The following is a 16,146-nucleotide window of genomic DNA, read 5'->3' on the forward strand; positions in this document are numbered from 1 at the left end:
TCCATGTCGGCCCGCTTGGTGGAACACCATTCCGTTGAGCGGCACGGTAACAGTGCGTGAGAGTGAATCCCAGGGTCGGCGGACCGCCATTTCCTCTCCTTGACCAGCGGGTCCGGCACTCGGTACGGTTTGAGGAACGACGTTCCTGCCAACGGAACGACCGAACGACGGGAGTGGGCCGGGTGGGTGGTCAGGAGTCGCGGAGCCGGCGGGCGCTGGACGGTGTCCGGGTGCTCGACGTGTCGACGATCCTGGCGGGTCCGTTGACCTGCCAGATCCTCGGCGACTTCGGCGCCGACGTGATCAAGGTCGAACACCCGCGGCACGGAGACGGCATGCGGGGCCACGGCCTCAGCAAGGACGGCATCGGCCTCTGGTGGAAGATGATCGGCCGGAACAAGCGGACCGTCGGGCTCTACCTGGGCGACCCGGAGGGTCAGGAGATCTTCCGGGAACTGGTCCGCACCGCCGACGTGGTGGTGGAGAACTTCCGCCCCGGCACACTGGAGCGCTGGGGCCTGGGCTGGGCGGACCTGCGGGCGCTCAATCCGGCGCTGGTGCTGCTGCGGGTCACCGGTTTCGGGCAGACCGGCCCGTACGCCGCCCGGCCCGGCTTCGGCACCCTCGCCGAGTCGATGAGCGGCTTCGCCCACCTGACCGGGGCGCCGGACGGACCGCCGATGCTGCCCGCCTTCGGACTGGCCGACTCCATCGCCGGGATCGCCGGCGCGGCGGCGGTGCTGACCGCCCTCTACGCGCGGGCCACCGGCGACGGCACCGGCCAGGAGATCGACCTCGACATCCTGGAACCGATCATGACGGCGGTCGGTCCGAGCGTCATCTACGTCGACCAGCTCGGCGTGGTCCAGCAACGGACCGGCAACCGGTCGCTGAACAACGCCCCGCGCAACACGTACCGAACCTCCGACGGGCACTGGGTGGCCATCTCGACCTCGGCGACCTCCATCGCCGAACGGGTGCTGACCCTGGTCGGGCACGCCGAGGTGATCGGCGAGGAGTGGTTCGCCACCGGCGCTGGCCGGGCGCGGCACGCCGACCTGCTCGACGGGTACGTGGCCGACTGGATCGGCGTGCGGACCCGGGTCGAGGTGATCGACTCGTTCACCGCCGCCGGGGCCGCCGTCGCGCCGGTGTACGCGCCGGACGAACTCCTCGCCGACCCGCAGGTCAGGGCGCTGGACATGATTACCCAGGTGCCCGATCCGGACCTGGGCCACATCCGGATGCAGAACGTGCTGTTCCGGATGAGCGACACCCCCGGAGAGATCCGCTTCACCGGGCGGGGCTTGGGAGCCGACACCGACGAGGTGCTCGGCGACGAACTGGGTATCGGCGCGGAACGACTCGCCGAGCTGCGAGACCGGGGAGTGCTGCGATGACCGTGGAGACCATCCCGAGCGAGCGGCGGGGCGACGTTCTGCTCGCCGCCGTCGAGGCGGGGGTCCGGGTCTTCGACCTGGGCCGGCCGCTGCGCATCGGCATGCCCCAGTCGCCGAACCACCCGCCGTTCTGGCACACCCTGCCCCGCCGCCACGGCGACAGTTACCGGGCCGACGGGATGTCCGCCGCCAACGACCTGATCTCGTTGGGCACCCACGTCGGCACGCACATCGACGCCCTCGCGCACGTCTCCGTCGACGGCCGGCTGCACGGCGGCTCCGACGCGATGCGGGCGCAGACCGGCGGCGGCTTCAGCACCGGGGCGATCGACGAACTGCCCCCACTGGTGGGACGAGGGGTGCTGCTCGACGTGCCGGCCGCGCTCGGGGTGCCCGCCCTCGACCCGGCATACGAGATCACGCCCGCCGACCTGGACGTCACCGTCGCCCGGCAGGGCACCCCGGTCGGACCGGGCGACGTGGTCCTGATCCGCAGCGGCTGGGGGCGCCGCTATGACGACCGCGAGGCCTACCTCGGACACGCGACCGGGGTGCCCGGCGTCGGCGAGGCCGGGGCCCGGTGGATCGCCGCCCGGGACGTCCGGGTGGCCGGTGCGGACACCATCGCCTTCGAACGCCTGGCCGCCGGGTCCGGGCACGCCCTGCTGCCCGCGCACCGGGTGCTGCTCGCCGAGCACGGGATCAACCTCATCGAGGCGATGGCCCTGGAGGAACTGGCCGAGTCCGGGGTGCGGGAGTTCACCCTCGTCCTCGCGCACCTGAACATCGTCGGCGCGACCGGCAGCCCGGTCCGCCCGCTTGCCCTGGTCGTGTCCGGATGACCGGCACGCCGCCGGCGGCCACCCTCGGCGGTCAGCTCGCCGCGTTCGCCGCTGAATACGGGCCGGCAGGCGTTGCCCTGCCCCCGCCGGTGGTGCGCAGCGTCGCCCAACGAGTGCTGGACGTGCTGGGTATCGCGGTCGCCGCCACCACCCTGCCCACCAGCGTGGCCGTGCTCGAGCTGGTCGCCGAGCGGGGCGGCCGGCCGGACGCCCGGGTGGTCGGGCTGCGCCAGCGGGTGCCGGCCAGCGAGGCGGCGTTCGCCCACGGTGTGCTCGCCCACTCGCTCGACTACGACGACACCCACCTGCCGTCGGTGCTGCACCCCAGCGCCAGCGTGGTCCCGGCGGCCCTGGCCGTCGCCGAGCGGACCCGGGCCACCGGCGCGGAGGTGGTCGCCGCGATCGCGGTCGGGTTGGAGATCTGCGTACGGGTGGGGATGGCCGGGTACGACGCCGAGACCGGGGCGAACCGGTACTTCGACCGGGGACAGCACGCCACCTCGATGTGCGGGGCGGTGGGCTCCGCCGCCGCCGCCGCGAAACTGCTCGGTCTCTCCGCCGACGGCGTGCTGCACGCCATGGGCATCGCGGCCAGCATGGCGTCCGGGATCATCGAGAGCAACCGCACCGGCGGCACCGTCAAGCGGATGCACTGCGGCTGGGCCGCGCACGCCGGGGTGTACGCCGCGCAGCTGGCCCAACGGGGGATCACCGGACCGCCGACTCTGTTGGAGGGGCGCTTCGGCTTCTTCCAGGCGTTCCTCGGCGGCGAGTTCGACGCCGGAGCGGTCACCGACGGGCTCGGCCAGAGCTGGGAGGTGCCGGGGATCTTCTTCAAGCCGTACCCGGCGAACCACTTCACGCACGCCGGCATCGACGCGGCGCTGGCGCTGCGCGGCGCCGGCCTGCGCCCGGCCGACGTCGCCAGCGTCGAGTTGGCGGTGCCGACCGCCACCGTCCGTACCATCGGCGAGCCCCTCGACGTCAAGCAGTCCCCGGAAACCGGTTACCAGGCGCAGTTCTCCGGCCCGTACACCGTCGCGGCCGCGCTGCTCGGTGGCGGCGGTCTCGGTCTGGGTCTGGACGACTTCACCGACGACCTGGCCCGCGACCCGGTCCGGCGGCATCTGATGAGCCGGATCACCGTGGTCGCCGACCCGCGCTGCGACGAGATCTTCCCGCACCAGTTCCCGGCCGTGCTGCGCGTGCGCACCACCGACGGCCGGCTCCTCGAGGAGGCGGTGCTCGCCAACCGGGGCGGCTCGCACCGCCCGCTCACCGACGACGAGGTCGCCGGCAAGTTCCGCGACAACGCCGGCCGGGTGTTGCCACCGGAGCGGGTGACCGCGATCGCCCGGGCCGCTCGGGCACTGCCCGACGCGGCCTCGGTGGATGACCTGCTCAGCCCTCTGGTCTTTGAGAACGGTATTCCGCTGTGAGGAACTACGTCGCCCTCGGCGTACAATCTCGTTCGCCGCGTCACGGACCGGAGTGGTCTGACGCCGCAGCGGAAGGACTGTCAGTGAGCGAGACCAGCAAGACGATTCTCACCGTGGGACGGGCGATGGAGGTGCTCACCCTCTTCACCGAACGGAGGGAGTCCACCCTCGGGGTCACCGAGATATCCAAGGCGCTCGGACTGTCGAAGGCCGTCGTGCACCGGATCCTGTCGACCCTGCTGGAGAAGGACTACATCCAGATCGAGCCGCAGACCCGCCGGTACGCGCTCGGCCACGCGGCACTCAAGCTGGGCCTGACCTACTTCGAAGGCATCGACGTGCGTCGCATGGCTCAGCCGATCCTGCACGAGCTGGTCACCGCCACCCAGGAGACCTCCACGCTCTCCATCCGCAGCGGCTGGACCCGGATCTACATCGACCAGGAGACCCCGCCCACCGACATCCGCATGTCGGTGCGGCTCGGTCATCCGTACCCGCTGCACGCCGGTTCGTCGTCGAAGGCGCTGCTGGCCTTCCTCGACCCCGAGGAGCAGGACGCCTACCTGGCGACCGGCCCGTTCGAGCGGCTGACCGACGCCACCATCACCACGCCTGAGCAACTGCGCGCCGACCTGGACCGCATCCGCAAGCGCGGGTACGCCCGGTCGTTGGGGGAGCGCCAGGCCGACGCGGCCTCGGTGGCCGCCCCGGTCTTCGACCACCGGGGCAAGCCGACCGCGGCGATCAGCGTGTGCGGCCCCCTGCGCCGCTTCGAACCGAAGATCGACGAGGCGGCGGACGCGCTGCTGGACGCCGTACGGCGACTCTCGGCCCTGATGGGCCACCGGGAGTCGGCGATCATCGGGCAACGCTCCACGGAGTGATGCCCGCCAGTGGTGGGGCCGCGCCGCCCCACGGGAGGGAACAGCGGTGTCGGTGCCATCCGTGCTCGACCCATCGGGCGACTCGGTGCTCTACGCGGAGCCCGGCGAGGTGGACCGGCTACGTGCCCCGCTGATCGCGGCGCAGGTCCAGCTACTGGCCCGGCACCACCCCCACTACCGTCGACTCTTCGCGCGCGCCGGCGTCGACCCGGACCGGGTACGCGGGATCGCGGACCTGCACCGGCTTCCGGTCACCGGCAAGCAGGACTTTCTCGGTGACCCCGAGTCCTTCCGGCTGACCGCCCCGGCCGACCTGCCGGTCGCCGACCGCACCCTCGCGTACGTCATCTACACCACCGGCACCACCAGCGGAGCGCCCGCCCCGCTCTACGTCACCACCAGCGACGACTGGGCCTACCTGCTGCACGCCCGGCGCTGCGCCCGACTGCTCGGTCTCGGCGCCGACGAGGTGATCGCGAACCTCTTCCCGCTCACCCCGTTTCCGATGGGCGCCCGGATCCGCGCCGACCGGACGGCGGCGGCTCTCGGGGCGACCATCTTCCAGGGGCACACCGGTCGCCCCTCGCCGGACTGGCCGGTGCACCGCCGGCTCGACGAGGCGATCGACCTGGTGGTGGCACACGGTGCGACAGTGCTGTGGGGGGTGGCCGGGTTCGTCCGCCGGGTGCTGATCCGGGCCGCCGAACGCGGGCTGCGGCTTCCCGCGGTCCGCTGGTGCTTCGTCACCGGCGAGGCGACGAGCGCCGCCGGCATCGAGGACTTGCGTGCCCGGCTGCGCGCGGTGGGCGCGGAGTCAGCCCGGGTCGCCAACAGATACGGCTCGACCGAGGGCTGGTCGATGATCGAGTGCGGGGAGGGGCCGGGTTGGCACAATCCCACCCCGGACCTGATCCACCTCGAGACCGTCGACGCGGCCAGCGGGGAGCCGGTGCCCGACGGGGAACCCGGCCTGCTGCTCATCACCCACCTGCGGGCCCGGGGCACCGCCTTCCTCCGGTACGCCGTCGGCGACATCGTCCGGCTGACCCGCGAGCGGTGTGCCTGCGGGCGGAGCGCCGAGCGGATCGTATCCCAGCCGGTCCGCACCAAGGACCTGGTCAAGGTCAACGGCACCCTGGTCAACCTGACCGTGCTCGGCGACGCCCTGGTCGACCTGGCCGGCGTCGCCGAGTACCGGGTGGTCCTCGACCACCGGCTCCCCGGCGACGCGCTCTCCGGCGACGGCGTGGTGGTCGAGGTCGCGCCGGTCGCGGGACGGGACGCCGACGCGCTGGTCCTGGCCGTGCGGTCGCGGATCCGCGACCTGACCCACCTCACTCCCGAGGTGCGGGTGGTCGGTGTGGACGACATCTACGACCCACTGGCCGATGCCAAACCCCGTCGTCTCGTCGACCGCCGGCACGTCGGCTGACGTCGTCGACACGAAGCTGTTCAGAGAGGTAGTGACCGTGTATACCGGTGCCATCGACGTGGTCGTCAATCCGTACACACCCGAAATCGTGGCCGGGCGACCGGCGTGGTCGAAGGACTTCCTCGGTCGCAAGATCGGGGTCGGGGACCGGCTGCCCGGGACGACGATCGAGGAGTATCTGGCCAAGATGGACCGGGCCGGGATCGCCCGGTCGTTCCTGATCGCCGCGAAGCTCGGCCCGGCCGGTGACGTCAACAGCTACGCCCTGCAGGTCGAAACGGTCGCGGAACTGGTCGCCGCGCATCCGGACCGATTCAGTGGCCTGGTCGGGTTGGACCCGACCGCCGGCATGGCCGAGCTGCGGCACCTGGAACGGGCGGTCACCGAGTACGGCTTCGTCGGCGCGCACTCGTACCCGCACTGGTTCGGGCTGCCCCCGGACCACCGGCGCTACTACCCGATCTACGCCAAGTGCGCCGAGCTGGGCGTACCGATCCAGCTCCAGGTGGGCCACTGCCTGCGATACGACGACGCCCGGCCGCTGCGCAGCGTCGGCCGGCCGATCACCCTCGACACGGTCGCCTGCGAGTTCCCCGAACTGAAGCTGGTCGGCATCCACACCGGGTGGCCGTGGACCGAGGAGATGATCGCGGTCGCGTACAAGCACCCCAACGTGTACATCGGGGTGGACGCGTACGCCCCCAAGCACTGGCCGGCCGCACTGGTGCACTACATGAACACCTTCGGCCGGGAGAAGGTGCTCTTCGGCACCGACTACCCGGTGATCGACCCGGAGCGCGCCATGACGGAGTTCGCCGAGTTGGGCCTGCGGGCGGAGTCGGCCACGGCGGTGCTGCGCGACAACGCCCTGCGCCTCTACGGCCTCACCGGCTGACGGCCCGCCGCCGGGCCCGCGTCACCGGCGCCGACCGACCACGGTGAGGGCGACAAGCGCGACGACGGCGGCGGCGCCACCGACTGAGAACGCGGCCATCGGGCCGACCGCGCCGACCAGCACCGCGCCCACGGCCGGGCCGGTGGACTGGCCGAGCCGCGACGACGCCGACCACGCGCCGATGAGCATGCCCCGGCCGTCGACCGGCTGCCGGGAGACCGCGTGCACGGAGGCGTTGTACGCGCAGCCCACCCCGACGCCGAGGATGACCACGGCGACCGCCACCACCCACACCGCCGGGGCGGCGGCGGTGAGCAGCAGGGAGGCCGCGCACAACCCGAGCCCGATCCGGGCGACGTGCCGGTCGGCGGTTCGGCCGGCGAGCAGGGCCAGGGCCGCCGAGGCGGCGAGGCTGCCCACGTTGCCGAGTCCGACGAGCAGACCTCGAGCCGCCAGGGGCACCTCGAAGACCCGGTCCAGGGCCAGCGGCAGCATCGCCGCGGTGGCCGCGGTCATCAGGCCGATGACGACGGTGGTCAGGGTCAGCGCGCCGATCACGGTGCGCAGCTCTCCGGTCTGCCGCAGGTCGGCCAGGAGCCTGGCGGAGCGGTGGTCGCCCGTCGCCCGTCGCCCGGGGCCGAGTCCCAGCACCCGGACGGTGCCGGGCACCAGCAGCGCGCCCAGCGCGTAGAGCCAGAACGCGGCCCGCGGGTCGCCCAGGCTTGCCACCGCGCCGCCGGCCATCGGTCCGACCGTGGAGGCGCTGGTCAGCACGAAGGTGTTGACCGCCAGGCCGCGCTGCCGGGCCGCGCCGGTCAGGGTCTCGCCGATCACGGTCGGGGGGATGGTGAGCAGGCCGGCGAAGCCGATTCCCTGGACCGTCCGGAGCGCGACGGCCGTGCCGAACGAGTCGACCAGCGCGCAGGCGGTGCCGGCGACGGAGAACAGCAACAGGCAGGCGAGCGCCACCCGGCCGCGGCCGAGGCGGTCGGAGAGGCCGCCCAGCGCCACGGTCAGCACGATGCCCGGCACCGCGATCACGCCCTGGAGGAGCCCGACGGCGGTTTCCGAGACCTGGTACGCGGCGGCGAGTTCCGCCATCGCCGGGGCGAGCGTTCCGTAGCCGGTGGCGCCGACCGCGGACAGGGCGGTGACGGTCAGGATCGCGCCGGTACCGAGCGGTGGAGAAGGCGCCACAGGCGGTCCATTCAGCGGAACGATGTTTCGCTGAACGTACCGTAAACCCTGGCGTGGGTCCATAACGGCACGTCAGGCCGTTGACACTCCGGAGAAGCCGGTCCTAGTGTGTAGAAACGCTGTTCCGCCAAGCGGATCGAAGTGCGAATCGTACGGGAGAGGGGTGCCGGGATGAGTCCGAAGACGGAAGTTCTCGGCCGGTTCAGAGCCCTGAAGGTTTCTGCTCTGGTCGGGGTGGTGGCCCTCCTGGCCACAGCCTGTGGTTCGTCCAACGGGGACAAGAAGGCGGAGGCGGACTCCTCCCCGGGAGCAGCCGGGGCGAACATCGTGGTCGGGGTCGGGGCGATCAACCCCGACCTTGACGCATTCTCCGCCACGTCCCCGCCGCGTTCCTTCTACGCCTACCCGGTCTGGTCCCTGCTGACCCGGGTCGACACCCTCGGTGAGGGTGCCAAGGTGGTCCCCGGCGTCGCCGAGTCGTGGACCCGCGTCAACGATCTGACCTGGCAGTTCGTCCTCCGCAAGGACCTGAAGTTCGCCAACGGCGAGCCGGTCGACGCCGCGGCCGTCGTCTACTCCACCAAGTTCATGCTCGACCCGAAGAACGAGGCGAGCATCCGCGGCAAGCTCGGCATCATCAAGCAGGTCGAAGCGGTCGACGACAACACCATCCGGTTCACCATGAGCGCGCCGGAGGCGATCCTGCCCCGGCTGCTCGGGGCGATGCCGATCGTCCCGCCCAAGGAACACGCGCGGGTGGGCGCGAAGGCGTTCAACGTCAAGCCCATCGGCACCGGCGCGTTCATGGTGGAGAAGTTCGTCCCCGGCAAGGAACTCGTGCTGGTGCCGAACCCCAACTCCGGACAGGGCAAGGCCCTGCCGGCCTCGATCACCTTCAAGGCGATCCCGGAGGACGCGGCCCGGGTGGCCGCCCTGCGCGCCGGTGACGTTGACATCATCACCAAGGTCCCGATCGACGGAATCAAGCCCCTGGAGTCCGGAGCCTTCACGCTCTACGACGCGGTCGAACCCCGCACCTACGTGGTGGACCTGTTCACCGACTCCGGGCCGCTGACCGACGTGCGGGTCCGGCGCGCGATCGCCCAGTCCCTCGACCTGGACGCGTTGGTCCAGGGCGTCATGGGCGGCAAGGGCCAGGTCGGCCAGGGCCAGTTGGCGCCGAGCTTCATGTCCGGCTACTGCAAGGACGTCACCCGGTACCCGTACGACCTAGCCGCGGCCAACAAGCTGATGGCCGAGGCCGGAGTCTCCGGGCTCAAACTGAAGTTCCAGACCTCGCAGGGCTTCATCCTCAACGACACCCTGCTGGCCCAGGCGATCGGCGAGATGGTCAACAAGCTGGACGCGGTCGAGTCGGTGGAGATCGCCCCCATGGAGTTCTCCAACTACCTCGACGTGTACTACAACCGCACCGAACGGGCCGACTTCTTCGCCTGGGGCATGAGCAGTTCACCATTCGTGGATGCCTCCGTGCAGCTCGAGCGCCTGGTCAGCGGCTACCCCCAGCACAACATCGGCTACTCCAACCCGAAGTACGACGAGTGGTTCGGCAAGTTGCGCTCGGCCGAGGAGGGCACCCCGGAGCGGCAGCAGGCGTTCTGCGAGTTGTCGAAGATCTACAAGGAGGACGTCCCGTCGGTGGCGGTGATGACCATGCCGGACGTCTGGGCCAGCTCCGACAAGATCCGGGGATTCAAGGTGGACCAGGCGGGCAACCCGGCCTGGGAGCTGATCACCAAGGTGACGGGCTAAACGGGGTCCGACCGTGGCGAAGCTTCTGCGACAGCGGCTCCTGCAGCTGGTCCTGGTCATCCTCGGACTGTCCAGCCTGGTGTTCTTCCTGGTCCGCATCTCCGGCGACCCGGCTTCGGCCATCGCCGGTGCGGACGCGGACCCGGAGACCCTGGCGGCCATCCGCAGCAACCTCGGGCTGAATGAACCGGTGCTCGTCCAGTACGTGAGGTTCCTCGGCGACCTGCTGGTGCTCGACTTCGGCGACTCGTACCAGTACCGCAGCGACGCGATGGCGTTGGTGCTGGACCGGTTCCCGGCATCGGCGCTGCTGACCATCATCGCGATGCTCATCGCGGTCGGACTCGGCGTACCGGCCGGGGTGCTCGGTGCGGTGCACCGCGACGGGCTCCTCGGCCGGGCCGTCAACGGCCTTGCCATCCTCGGGCAGAGCGTGCCGAACTTCGTGCTCGGCCTCGTGCTCATCATGATCTTCGCGGTCAGCCTGGGCTGGCTGCCGAGCTTCGGCGGGGACGGGGCGATGAGCCTGATCCTGCCGGCCGTCACCCTCGCCGCCTTCATCTGCGCCCGGCAGATGCGGCTGGTGCAGGCGTACACCCTGGAGGAACTCAGCAAGGGGTACGTGCGGACGGCGAACTCGCTCGGCTACAGCACCCGGCGGATCCGTTACCGGCACATCCTGCGCAACGTCACCGTGCCCATGCTCTCGCTCGTCGGGCTGGAACTCGGCCAGTTCATCGCGGGTTCGGTAGTGATCGAGTCGGTGTTCTCCTGGCCCGGCCTGGGCCGGTTGATGGTCGAGTCCGTCACCGCCCGCGACTACCCGGTGCTCCAGGCGGGCGTGTTCGTCATCGGCGTGCTCGTCGTGCTGATCAACTTCATCGTCGACCTGCTCTACCAGGTGGTCGACCCCCGACTCAAGGCGCAGTTGGTGACCCGATGAGCACAGTGCTGACCGTCCCTGGGCCCGGCGGGACCGAACCCGACGCCGAGGTCGTCCCCGCGCCCCGACGCCGACGCCTCCTGCCGAGACACTTCGGTGCCCGGATAGCGCTCGGCTTCCTGATCGTCGGCGTCCTGGCCGCGATCTTCGCCCCGGCCGTCGCGCCGTTCGACCCCAACGAGCAGGTACTGCTCAACCGGCTCGCCGCACCGTCGCTGTTCGGCGGTGAGGGCGCGCACCTGCTCGGCACCGACGAACTCGGCCGGGACCTGCTCAGCCGCGCCATCTACGGCGGCCGGGTCAGCTTCACCGTCGGGTTCGTCGCGGCCACCTTCGCCGGGCTGCTCGGCACCGTCCTCGGCGTCGTCGCCGGCTACTACCGGGGCATCGTGGAGTCGGTGATCATGCGGACGGTCGACATCCTCACCGCATTCCCGTTCCTCATCGTCGCCCTCGCCGTGGTCGCCGTCTTCGGCGCCAAACTGTCGGTGCTGATCATCGTGCTGGTGCTCTGGGAATGGGTGCCGTTCACCCGGCTCGCCCACGCCAAGACGCTGAACGTGGTCTCCACCGACTACTTCCGGGCGGCGGTGGCCATCGGCCGTCGGGGCGTCGGCATCCTCGCCCGGCACGTACTGCCCAACATCGCCGGTCCGCTCATCGTCGTCTGGACGTTCGTGGTGGCCCGGTCCATCGTCATCGAGAGTTCGCTCAGCTTCCTCGGGCTCGGGGTGCCGCCGCCCACCGCCACCTGGGGCGGGATGCTGAGCGCCAGCCGTGGCTACCTCGACACCGCATGGTGGATCCCGCTGGTCCCCGGCGTGGCCATCACTCTGGTCGTGTTGAGCGTCAACGTCGTCGGTGACTGGTTGAGTGAGAGGTGGGATCCGCATGGCCGGCGCTGACGCCGTACCGCTGCTCGAGGTCGAAGGGCTGGACGTCACCTTCGACACCCTCGGCGGGCCGGTGCACGCCGTCCGGGGAGCCGACTGGTCGGTGCGGCAGGGCGAGACCCTGGTGGTGCTCGGCGAGTCCGGCTCCGGCAAGAGCGTCTCGCTGCATGCCGTCGCGGGGCTGCTGCCGGCCAACGGCCACACCGCCGGCCGGGTCCGCTTCCAGGGCCGTGACGTGCTCGGGCTGCGCGGCGCGCAGCTGCGCCGGTTCTGCGCCGAGAACTACGGCATGGTCTTCCAGGACCCGATGAGTTCGCTGGACCCCAGCTTCACCGTCGGCGACCAGATCGCCGAGATCCTACGGGTGCACCGGGGCGCGTCGGCGAAGGACGCGTGGCAGCGGGCCATGGACCTGCTCAGCGTGGTCCGAATCGACGACCCGGCCCGCCGGGCGAAGCAGTACCCGCACGAGCTCTCCGGCGGCATGCGTCAGCGTGTCATGATCGCCATGGCGATCGCCCTGGACCCGCCGCTCTTCCTCGCCGACGAGCCGACCACCGCGCTGGACACCAGCGTCCGGGGCGCGGTGCTGGAGACCATGATCGAGTTGCGGGACCGCCTGTCGATGGGGGTCGTCCTGATCACCCACGACATCGGCGTGGCGGCGGCCGTCGCCGACCGGGTCGCCGTCATGTACGCCGGCCGGGTCGTCGAGTACGGCACCGCGGAGCAGGTGCTGCACCAGCCCGGCCATCCGTACACCGCCGCGCTGCTCGGGTCGCTGCCCCGGTTGCGGCGGCTCCGGTCCACGCTGACCGCCATTCCCGGCGCGCCTCCGAACGCGGCCCGGCTGCCGGCCGGCTGCTCCTTCCACCCCAGGTGCCGGTTCGCCACCGACCGCTGCGCCGAGGAACTGCCGGTCCTGCAACTGAGCGGCGCCGGCCAGGTCGCGGCCTGCCACTGGACCGACCGGCTGAGCGCCGACGGCGACCTCGGCTACTGGCGTGCGGGCGGCGATCCGCTCGTCGACGCCCGGCCCGGCGATGCGGAACAACCGTTCGTGGCGGTCGAGAACCTGGTCAAGGAATATCCACTCGGCTCCGGCCGCAAGGGCCGGGTGTTGCGGGCGGTGGACGACGTCTCCTTCACCATTCCGAAGGGCACCACTCTCGGCCTGGTGGGGGAGTCCGGGTCCGGCAAGTCGACCACCGCCATGATCATGTCCGGGCTGCTCGCCCCCACCTCCGGACGGGTGGTCATCGGCGGCGTCGACATCGCCCGGCTCTCCGGCAAGGCCATGCGTGACGTCCGCCGTGACCTTCAGGTGGTCTTCCAGGACCCGTACTCCTCCATGGACCCCCGGATGACCATCGGGCAGATCGTCGACGAGCCACTGCTGGTGCACAAACGGGGCTCGAAGGCCCAGCGGCGGGGCCGGGTCACCGAACTGCTCGACCTGGTCGGGCTGGACGGCGACTACGCCGGACGTTTCCCGCACCAGCTCTCGGGCGGGCAGGCCCAACGGGTCGCCATCGCACGCGCGCTCGCGCTGGAACCCGCGCTGATGGTGCTGGACGAGCCGGTCGCCGCGCTGGACCTCTCCATTCAGGCGCAGATCCTCAACCTGCTGCGCGATCTGCAGGCCCGGCTCGGCCTGACGTACCTGTTCATCGGGCACGACCTGGCGGCGGTGGCGTACATCTCCGACCGGGTGGCGGTGATGTCCAGCGGGAAGATCGTCGAACTGGACCGGGTCGACGCGATCTACCAGCGGCCGGCGGCGGCGTACACCCGGCAACTCCTCGACGCGGTGCTCGACCCCGAGACCGACCTCGGCCGGTACCGGGATCGCCCGACGACCCGGAAGGAGGCGCCGTGCATCCCCTCGGCCCCGGTGACGCCCTGATCGTCATCGACGTCCAACGCAAGTACGTCACGGGTCCGCTGGCCGTCCCGGACGCCGCCGGGCTGGTGGATCGGATCGCCCGGTTCACCGATGCGGCCCGCGCCCGCGACGTACCGCTGGTGTGGGTGACCCGCGAGCTGCGCCCCGGCGTGTCGATGGGCGCCGCCACCACCGCCGGGTACGGCGCCGCGGTCGCCGAGATGTTCCGGAGCCCGGCCGCCGACCTGCATCCCGGCCTCGGCGCACGCGACGACGAGATCCGGGTGGTCAAGCCCCGCCAGTCGGCGTTCTACGGCACCGACCTCGAGGTGGTGCTGCGCACGCTCGGCGCGGGCCGGGTGGTCCTCGCCGGTGTCACCACCAACATCTGTGTCCAGGCCACCGCCCAGGACGCCCGCGCCCGCGACCTCGACGTGCTGGTGGTCGCCGACCTGACCGCCGCGCTGCCGGTCACCGCAGCCGGTTTCGACCTGCCGGCGGAACAGGTGCAGCGGGCCACACTGGCCACCCTCGCGCACGCCGTCGCCACCGTCCGGCCCGCTGCCGCCGTCCTGCCCGCCTGAACCCGCCCGGGGCGGCACGCCGTGCCGCCCCGGGACCGCCGGCGCGACGTCTGGTCGGGCGGGGGTCCCGGATCTCAGTAGCCGCGGTCGCGGTCGAACTCGCCGAGCAGGGGTTCGCCGGCGTGCCAGCGGCGCAGGTTCTCGCAGAACTGCTCGACCACCCGTTCGGCGCGGCGCGGCGATCCGCCGGCGATGTGCGGGGTGACCACCACGTTGGGCAGTCGCCACAGCGGGTCGTCGGGGGCGAGGGGCTCCCTGGTCACCACGTCCAGCCCGGCCCCGCCGAGGCGTCCGCCGGTGAGCGCGGCGCGCAGGGCCGATTCGTCGACCAGTTCGCCCCGGCTGACGTTGACCAGGATCGCGCCGGGTTTCAGCGTGGCGATCCGGCTGGCGTCCAGCAGGTGGCGGGTGGCCGGGGTGAGCGGCACGGTGAGCACCACCACGTCGGCGGTAGGCAGCACCTCGTCCAGTCGGTCCGGGGTGACCAGCAGGTCCACGTCGGGGCCGGGCTCGACGGACTCCGGCTCGACCGCGACGATCCGCGCGAACTCGAAGCCCCGGGCCCGGCGGGCCACCGCCCGGCCGGCCCCGCCGAGGCCGACCACCAGCATGGTCCGGTCGGTGAACTCCCACTGGGTGGCCCGCACCGCGATGCGGTACGCGTCGGTCCAGTCGGGCGCGCGCAGCACCGTCGCCACGCCCCGGGTGAGGGCGAGCAGCAGCGCGAACGCGTGCTCGGCCAGGTGCGCGCCGACGATCCCGCCCTTGGCCGAGACCAGGCGGACGTCCCGGCCGGCGAGGTGGGCGGCGATCCGGTCCACGCCGGCGCCGACCGACTGCACCCAGCGCAGGTTCGGCGCGGCGTCGAGGGCGGCCGGCTGGATGTCACCGAAGAGGACGGCCGCGTCGGGGGCGTGCCGCAGCACGGTGGCGGGGTCCCGGGCGACCACCACCTGCTCGGGTGCGGCGGCGGCGCGGATCGCCTCGACCTGCGCCTCGGTCAGCGGGGCGATCAGCGCGTGCGCGGCGGCCAGGACGGTGCCGCTCGACCCGCTCACGTGTCGCCCGGCCCGGCCCCGGGGCCGCCCGGCCGGGGCGGGACACCGCCGGCGTCCAGGTAGCGGTTGCGGAGCCGGGCGACCTCGTCGTAGCCGATGAGCCGGGTGAACTCGCGCAGCGGTACGCCCCGGGCGGCGACCACGCCGGGCTCCGGGCCGAGCAGGTCGGTGTACGCCGCGGTGAGCGCGCGGGCGGTGGCGAGCAGGCCCTGGAGCCCGTAGATGACCACGGCGATGCCGAGTTCCCGGGCGATGCCGGGGGTGAGTTCGCGTTCCAGCCAACTGCCGGGGGCGACCGCGGCGGCCAGTGGCCGGCCGCAGGCGTCCCGGGTGGCCTGCCACGCCTCGAACGGGAACGTCTCGTCGTGGCGCATCGGGAAGACCACGTCCGCCCCGGCCGCCGCGTACGCCTCGGCGCGCCGCAGCACCTCGTCGACGGTGTCGGCGTTGGTCCGAGCGACCACGGCGGCCCGGTCCCGGGCGTCGACGCACGCGCGGACCTTCGCCGCCGCCTCGGCCCGGGGCACCAGGCTCACTCCGGCCTGTTCGCTCAGCGGCCCCGGCTTGGGGGAGATCTGGTCCTCCAGCATCAGCGCCGCCGCGCCGGCCTGCTCGAAGTCCCGGGCGGCGTGGTACGCGTTGACCGCGTTGCCCCAGCCGGTGTCCAGGTCCGCGATGACCGGCAGGCCGCCGGCCCGGGCGGCGACGCCGACCGCGCGGGTCATGTCGGCGCGGGTGTAGAGGTCGGCGTCGGGCAGGCCGAGCGAGGCGGCCACGGCGAAACCGGAGACGAAGAGGCAGCGGAAACCGGCTGTGGCGGCCAGGGTGGCGCTGAGCCCGTCCCAGACGCCGGCAGCGTAGACGGGCGGTTCGGCGGCGAGGACGTCGGCGAAGCCGACCGGGGCGTGCACCGGCATCGGA

The 16,146-nt window shown here is 72.0% G+C and carries 14 protein-coding genes; 11 read left to right on the top strand and 3 right to left on the bottom strand.

Features of this window, described 5'->3' with window-relative positions:
• The first annotated feature begins 182 nt into the window (after positions 1 to 182).
• The 6 genes from FJK98_RS12685 (at position 183) to FJK98_RS12710 (ending at position 6,892) form a co-directional block, all read left to right on the top strand.
• A complete protein-coding gene (locus FJK98_RS12685; protein WP_145919195.1) occupies positions 183 to 1,400 on the top strand; it encodes a CaiB/BaiF CoA-transferase family protein in 1,218 nt (405 codons plus the stop codon).
• Positions 1,397 to 2,242 carry a cyclase family protein gene (locus FJK98_RS12690; protein WP_145919196.1) on the top strand — a complete coding sequence of 282 codons (846 nt, stop codon included), beginning with the start codon at positions 1,397 to 1,399 and terminating at the stop codon, positions 2,240 to 2,242. Before FJK98_RS12685 ends, FJK98_RS12690 begins: the two co-directional genes overlap by 4 nt.
• Positions 2,239 to 3,681, top strand: coding sequence for an MmgE/PrpD family protein (locus tag FJK98_RS12695; RefSeq protein WP_145919197.1), 1,443 nt, complete (start codon positions 2,239 to 2,241; stop codon positions 3,679 to 3,681). Before FJK98_RS12690 ends, FJK98_RS12695 begins: the two co-directional genes overlap by 4 nt.
• Positions 3,682 to 3,764: 83 nt before the next feature.
• Complete coding sequence (locus tag FJK98_RS12700; protein WP_240762795.1) at positions 3,765 to 4,565, top strand: IclR family transcriptional regulator; 801 nt, start codon at positions 3,765 to 3,767, stop codon at positions 4,563 to 4,565.
• A gap of 46 nt (positions 4,566 to 4,611) precedes the next feature.
• Positions 4,612 to 5,997 carry a phenylacetate--CoA ligase family protein gene (locus tag FJK98_RS12705; protein WP_145919198.1) on the top strand — a complete coding sequence of 462 codons (1,386 nt, stop codon included), beginning with the start codon at positions 4,612 to 4,614 and terminating at the stop codon, positions 5,995 to 5,997.
• Between the two features lie 37 nt (positions 5,998 to 6,034).
• Positions 6,035 to 6,892 carry an amidohydrolase family protein gene (locus FJK98_RS12710; RefSeq protein WP_168222444.1) on the top strand — a complete coding sequence of 286 codons (858 nt, stop codon included), beginning with the start codon at positions 6,035 to 6,037 and terminating at the stop codon, positions 6,890 to 6,892.
• Positions 6,893 to 6,913: 21 nt separating this feature from the next.
• Here the strand turns inward: FJK98_RS12710 and FJK98_RS12715 are convergent, their stop codons facing one another.
• Positions 6,914 to 8,089 carry an MFS transporter gene (locus FJK98_RS12715; RefSeq protein ID WP_168222445.1) on the bottom strand — a complete coding sequence of 392 codons (1,176 nt, stop codon included), beginning with the start codon at positions 8,087 to 8,089 and terminating at the stop codon, positions 6,914 to 6,916.
• 171 nt (positions 8,090 to 8,260) lie between these two features.
• Between FJK98_RS12715 and FJK98_RS12720 the strand changes: the two genes are divergently transcribed.
• The 5 genes from FJK98_RS12720 to FJK98_RS12740 are packed head-to-tail and all read left to right on the top strand — an operon-like array spanning position 8,261 to position 14,167.
• Positions 8,261 to 9,862, top strand: a complete 1,602-nt coding sequence (locus tag FJK98_RS12720) for an ABC transporter substrate-binding protein (RefSeq protein WP_088643350.1) — start codon at positions 8,261 to 8,263, stop codon at positions 9,860 to 9,862.
• A gap of 13 nt (positions 9,863 to 9,875) precedes the next feature.
• Positions 9,876 to 10,805, top strand: a complete 930-nt coding sequence (locus FJK98_RS12725; protein WP_088643351.1) for an ABC transporter permease — start codon at positions 9,876 to 9,878, stop codon at positions 10,803 to 10,805.
• On the top strand, positions 10,802 to 11,710 hold the full coding sequence (locus tag FJK98_RS12730; protein WP_145919201.1) for an ABC transporter permease: 909 nt from the start codon (positions 10,802 to 10,804) through the stop codon (positions 11,708 to 11,710). The genes FJK98_RS12725 and FJK98_RS12730 overlap by 4 nt, the downstream gene beginning before the upstream one ends.
• Positions 11,697 to 13,604, top strand: a complete 1,908-nt coding sequence (locus FJK98_RS12735; protein ID WP_145919202.1) for an ABC transporter ATP-binding protein — start codon at positions 11,697 to 11,699, stop codon at positions 13,602 to 13,604. Before FJK98_RS12730 ends, FJK98_RS12735 begins: the two co-directional genes overlap by 14 nt.
• On the top strand, positions 13,574 to 14,167 hold the full coding sequence (locus FJK98_RS12740) for a cysteine hydrolase family protein (protein ID WP_145919203.1): 594 nt from the start codon (positions 13,574 to 13,576) through the stop codon (positions 14,165 to 14,167). The genes FJK98_RS12735 and FJK98_RS12740 overlap by 31 nt, the downstream gene beginning before the upstream one ends.
• Positions 14,168 to 14,241: 74 nt before the next feature.
• Here FJK98_RS12740 and FJK98_RS12745 read toward each other — a convergent pair whose 3' ends face one another.
• Both FJK98_RS12745 and FJK98_RS12750 read right to left on the bottom strand, forming a co-directional pair.
• On the bottom strand, positions 14,242 to 15,225 hold the full coding sequence (locus tag FJK98_RS12745; RefSeq protein WP_088643355.1) for a D-2-hydroxyacid dehydrogenase: 984 nt from the start codon (positions 15,223 to 15,225) through the stop codon (positions 14,242 to 14,244).
• Positions 15,222 to 16,142, bottom strand: a complete 921-nt coding sequence (locus tag FJK98_RS12750) for an isocitrate lyase/PEP mutase family protein (RefSeq protein ID WP_145919205.1) — start codon at positions 16,140 to 16,142, stop codon at positions 15,222 to 15,224. The genes FJK98_RS12745 and FJK98_RS12750 overlap by 4 nt, the downstream gene beginning before the upstream one ends.
• Between the last annotated feature and the right edge of the window lie 4 nt (positions 16,143 to 16,146).

It is taken from the genome of Micromonospora sp. HM134, assembly GCF_007833915.1.
Classification (GTDB): Bacteria; Actinomycetota; Actinomycetes; order Mycobacteriales; family Micromonosporaceae; genus Micromonospora; species Micromonospora wenchangensis.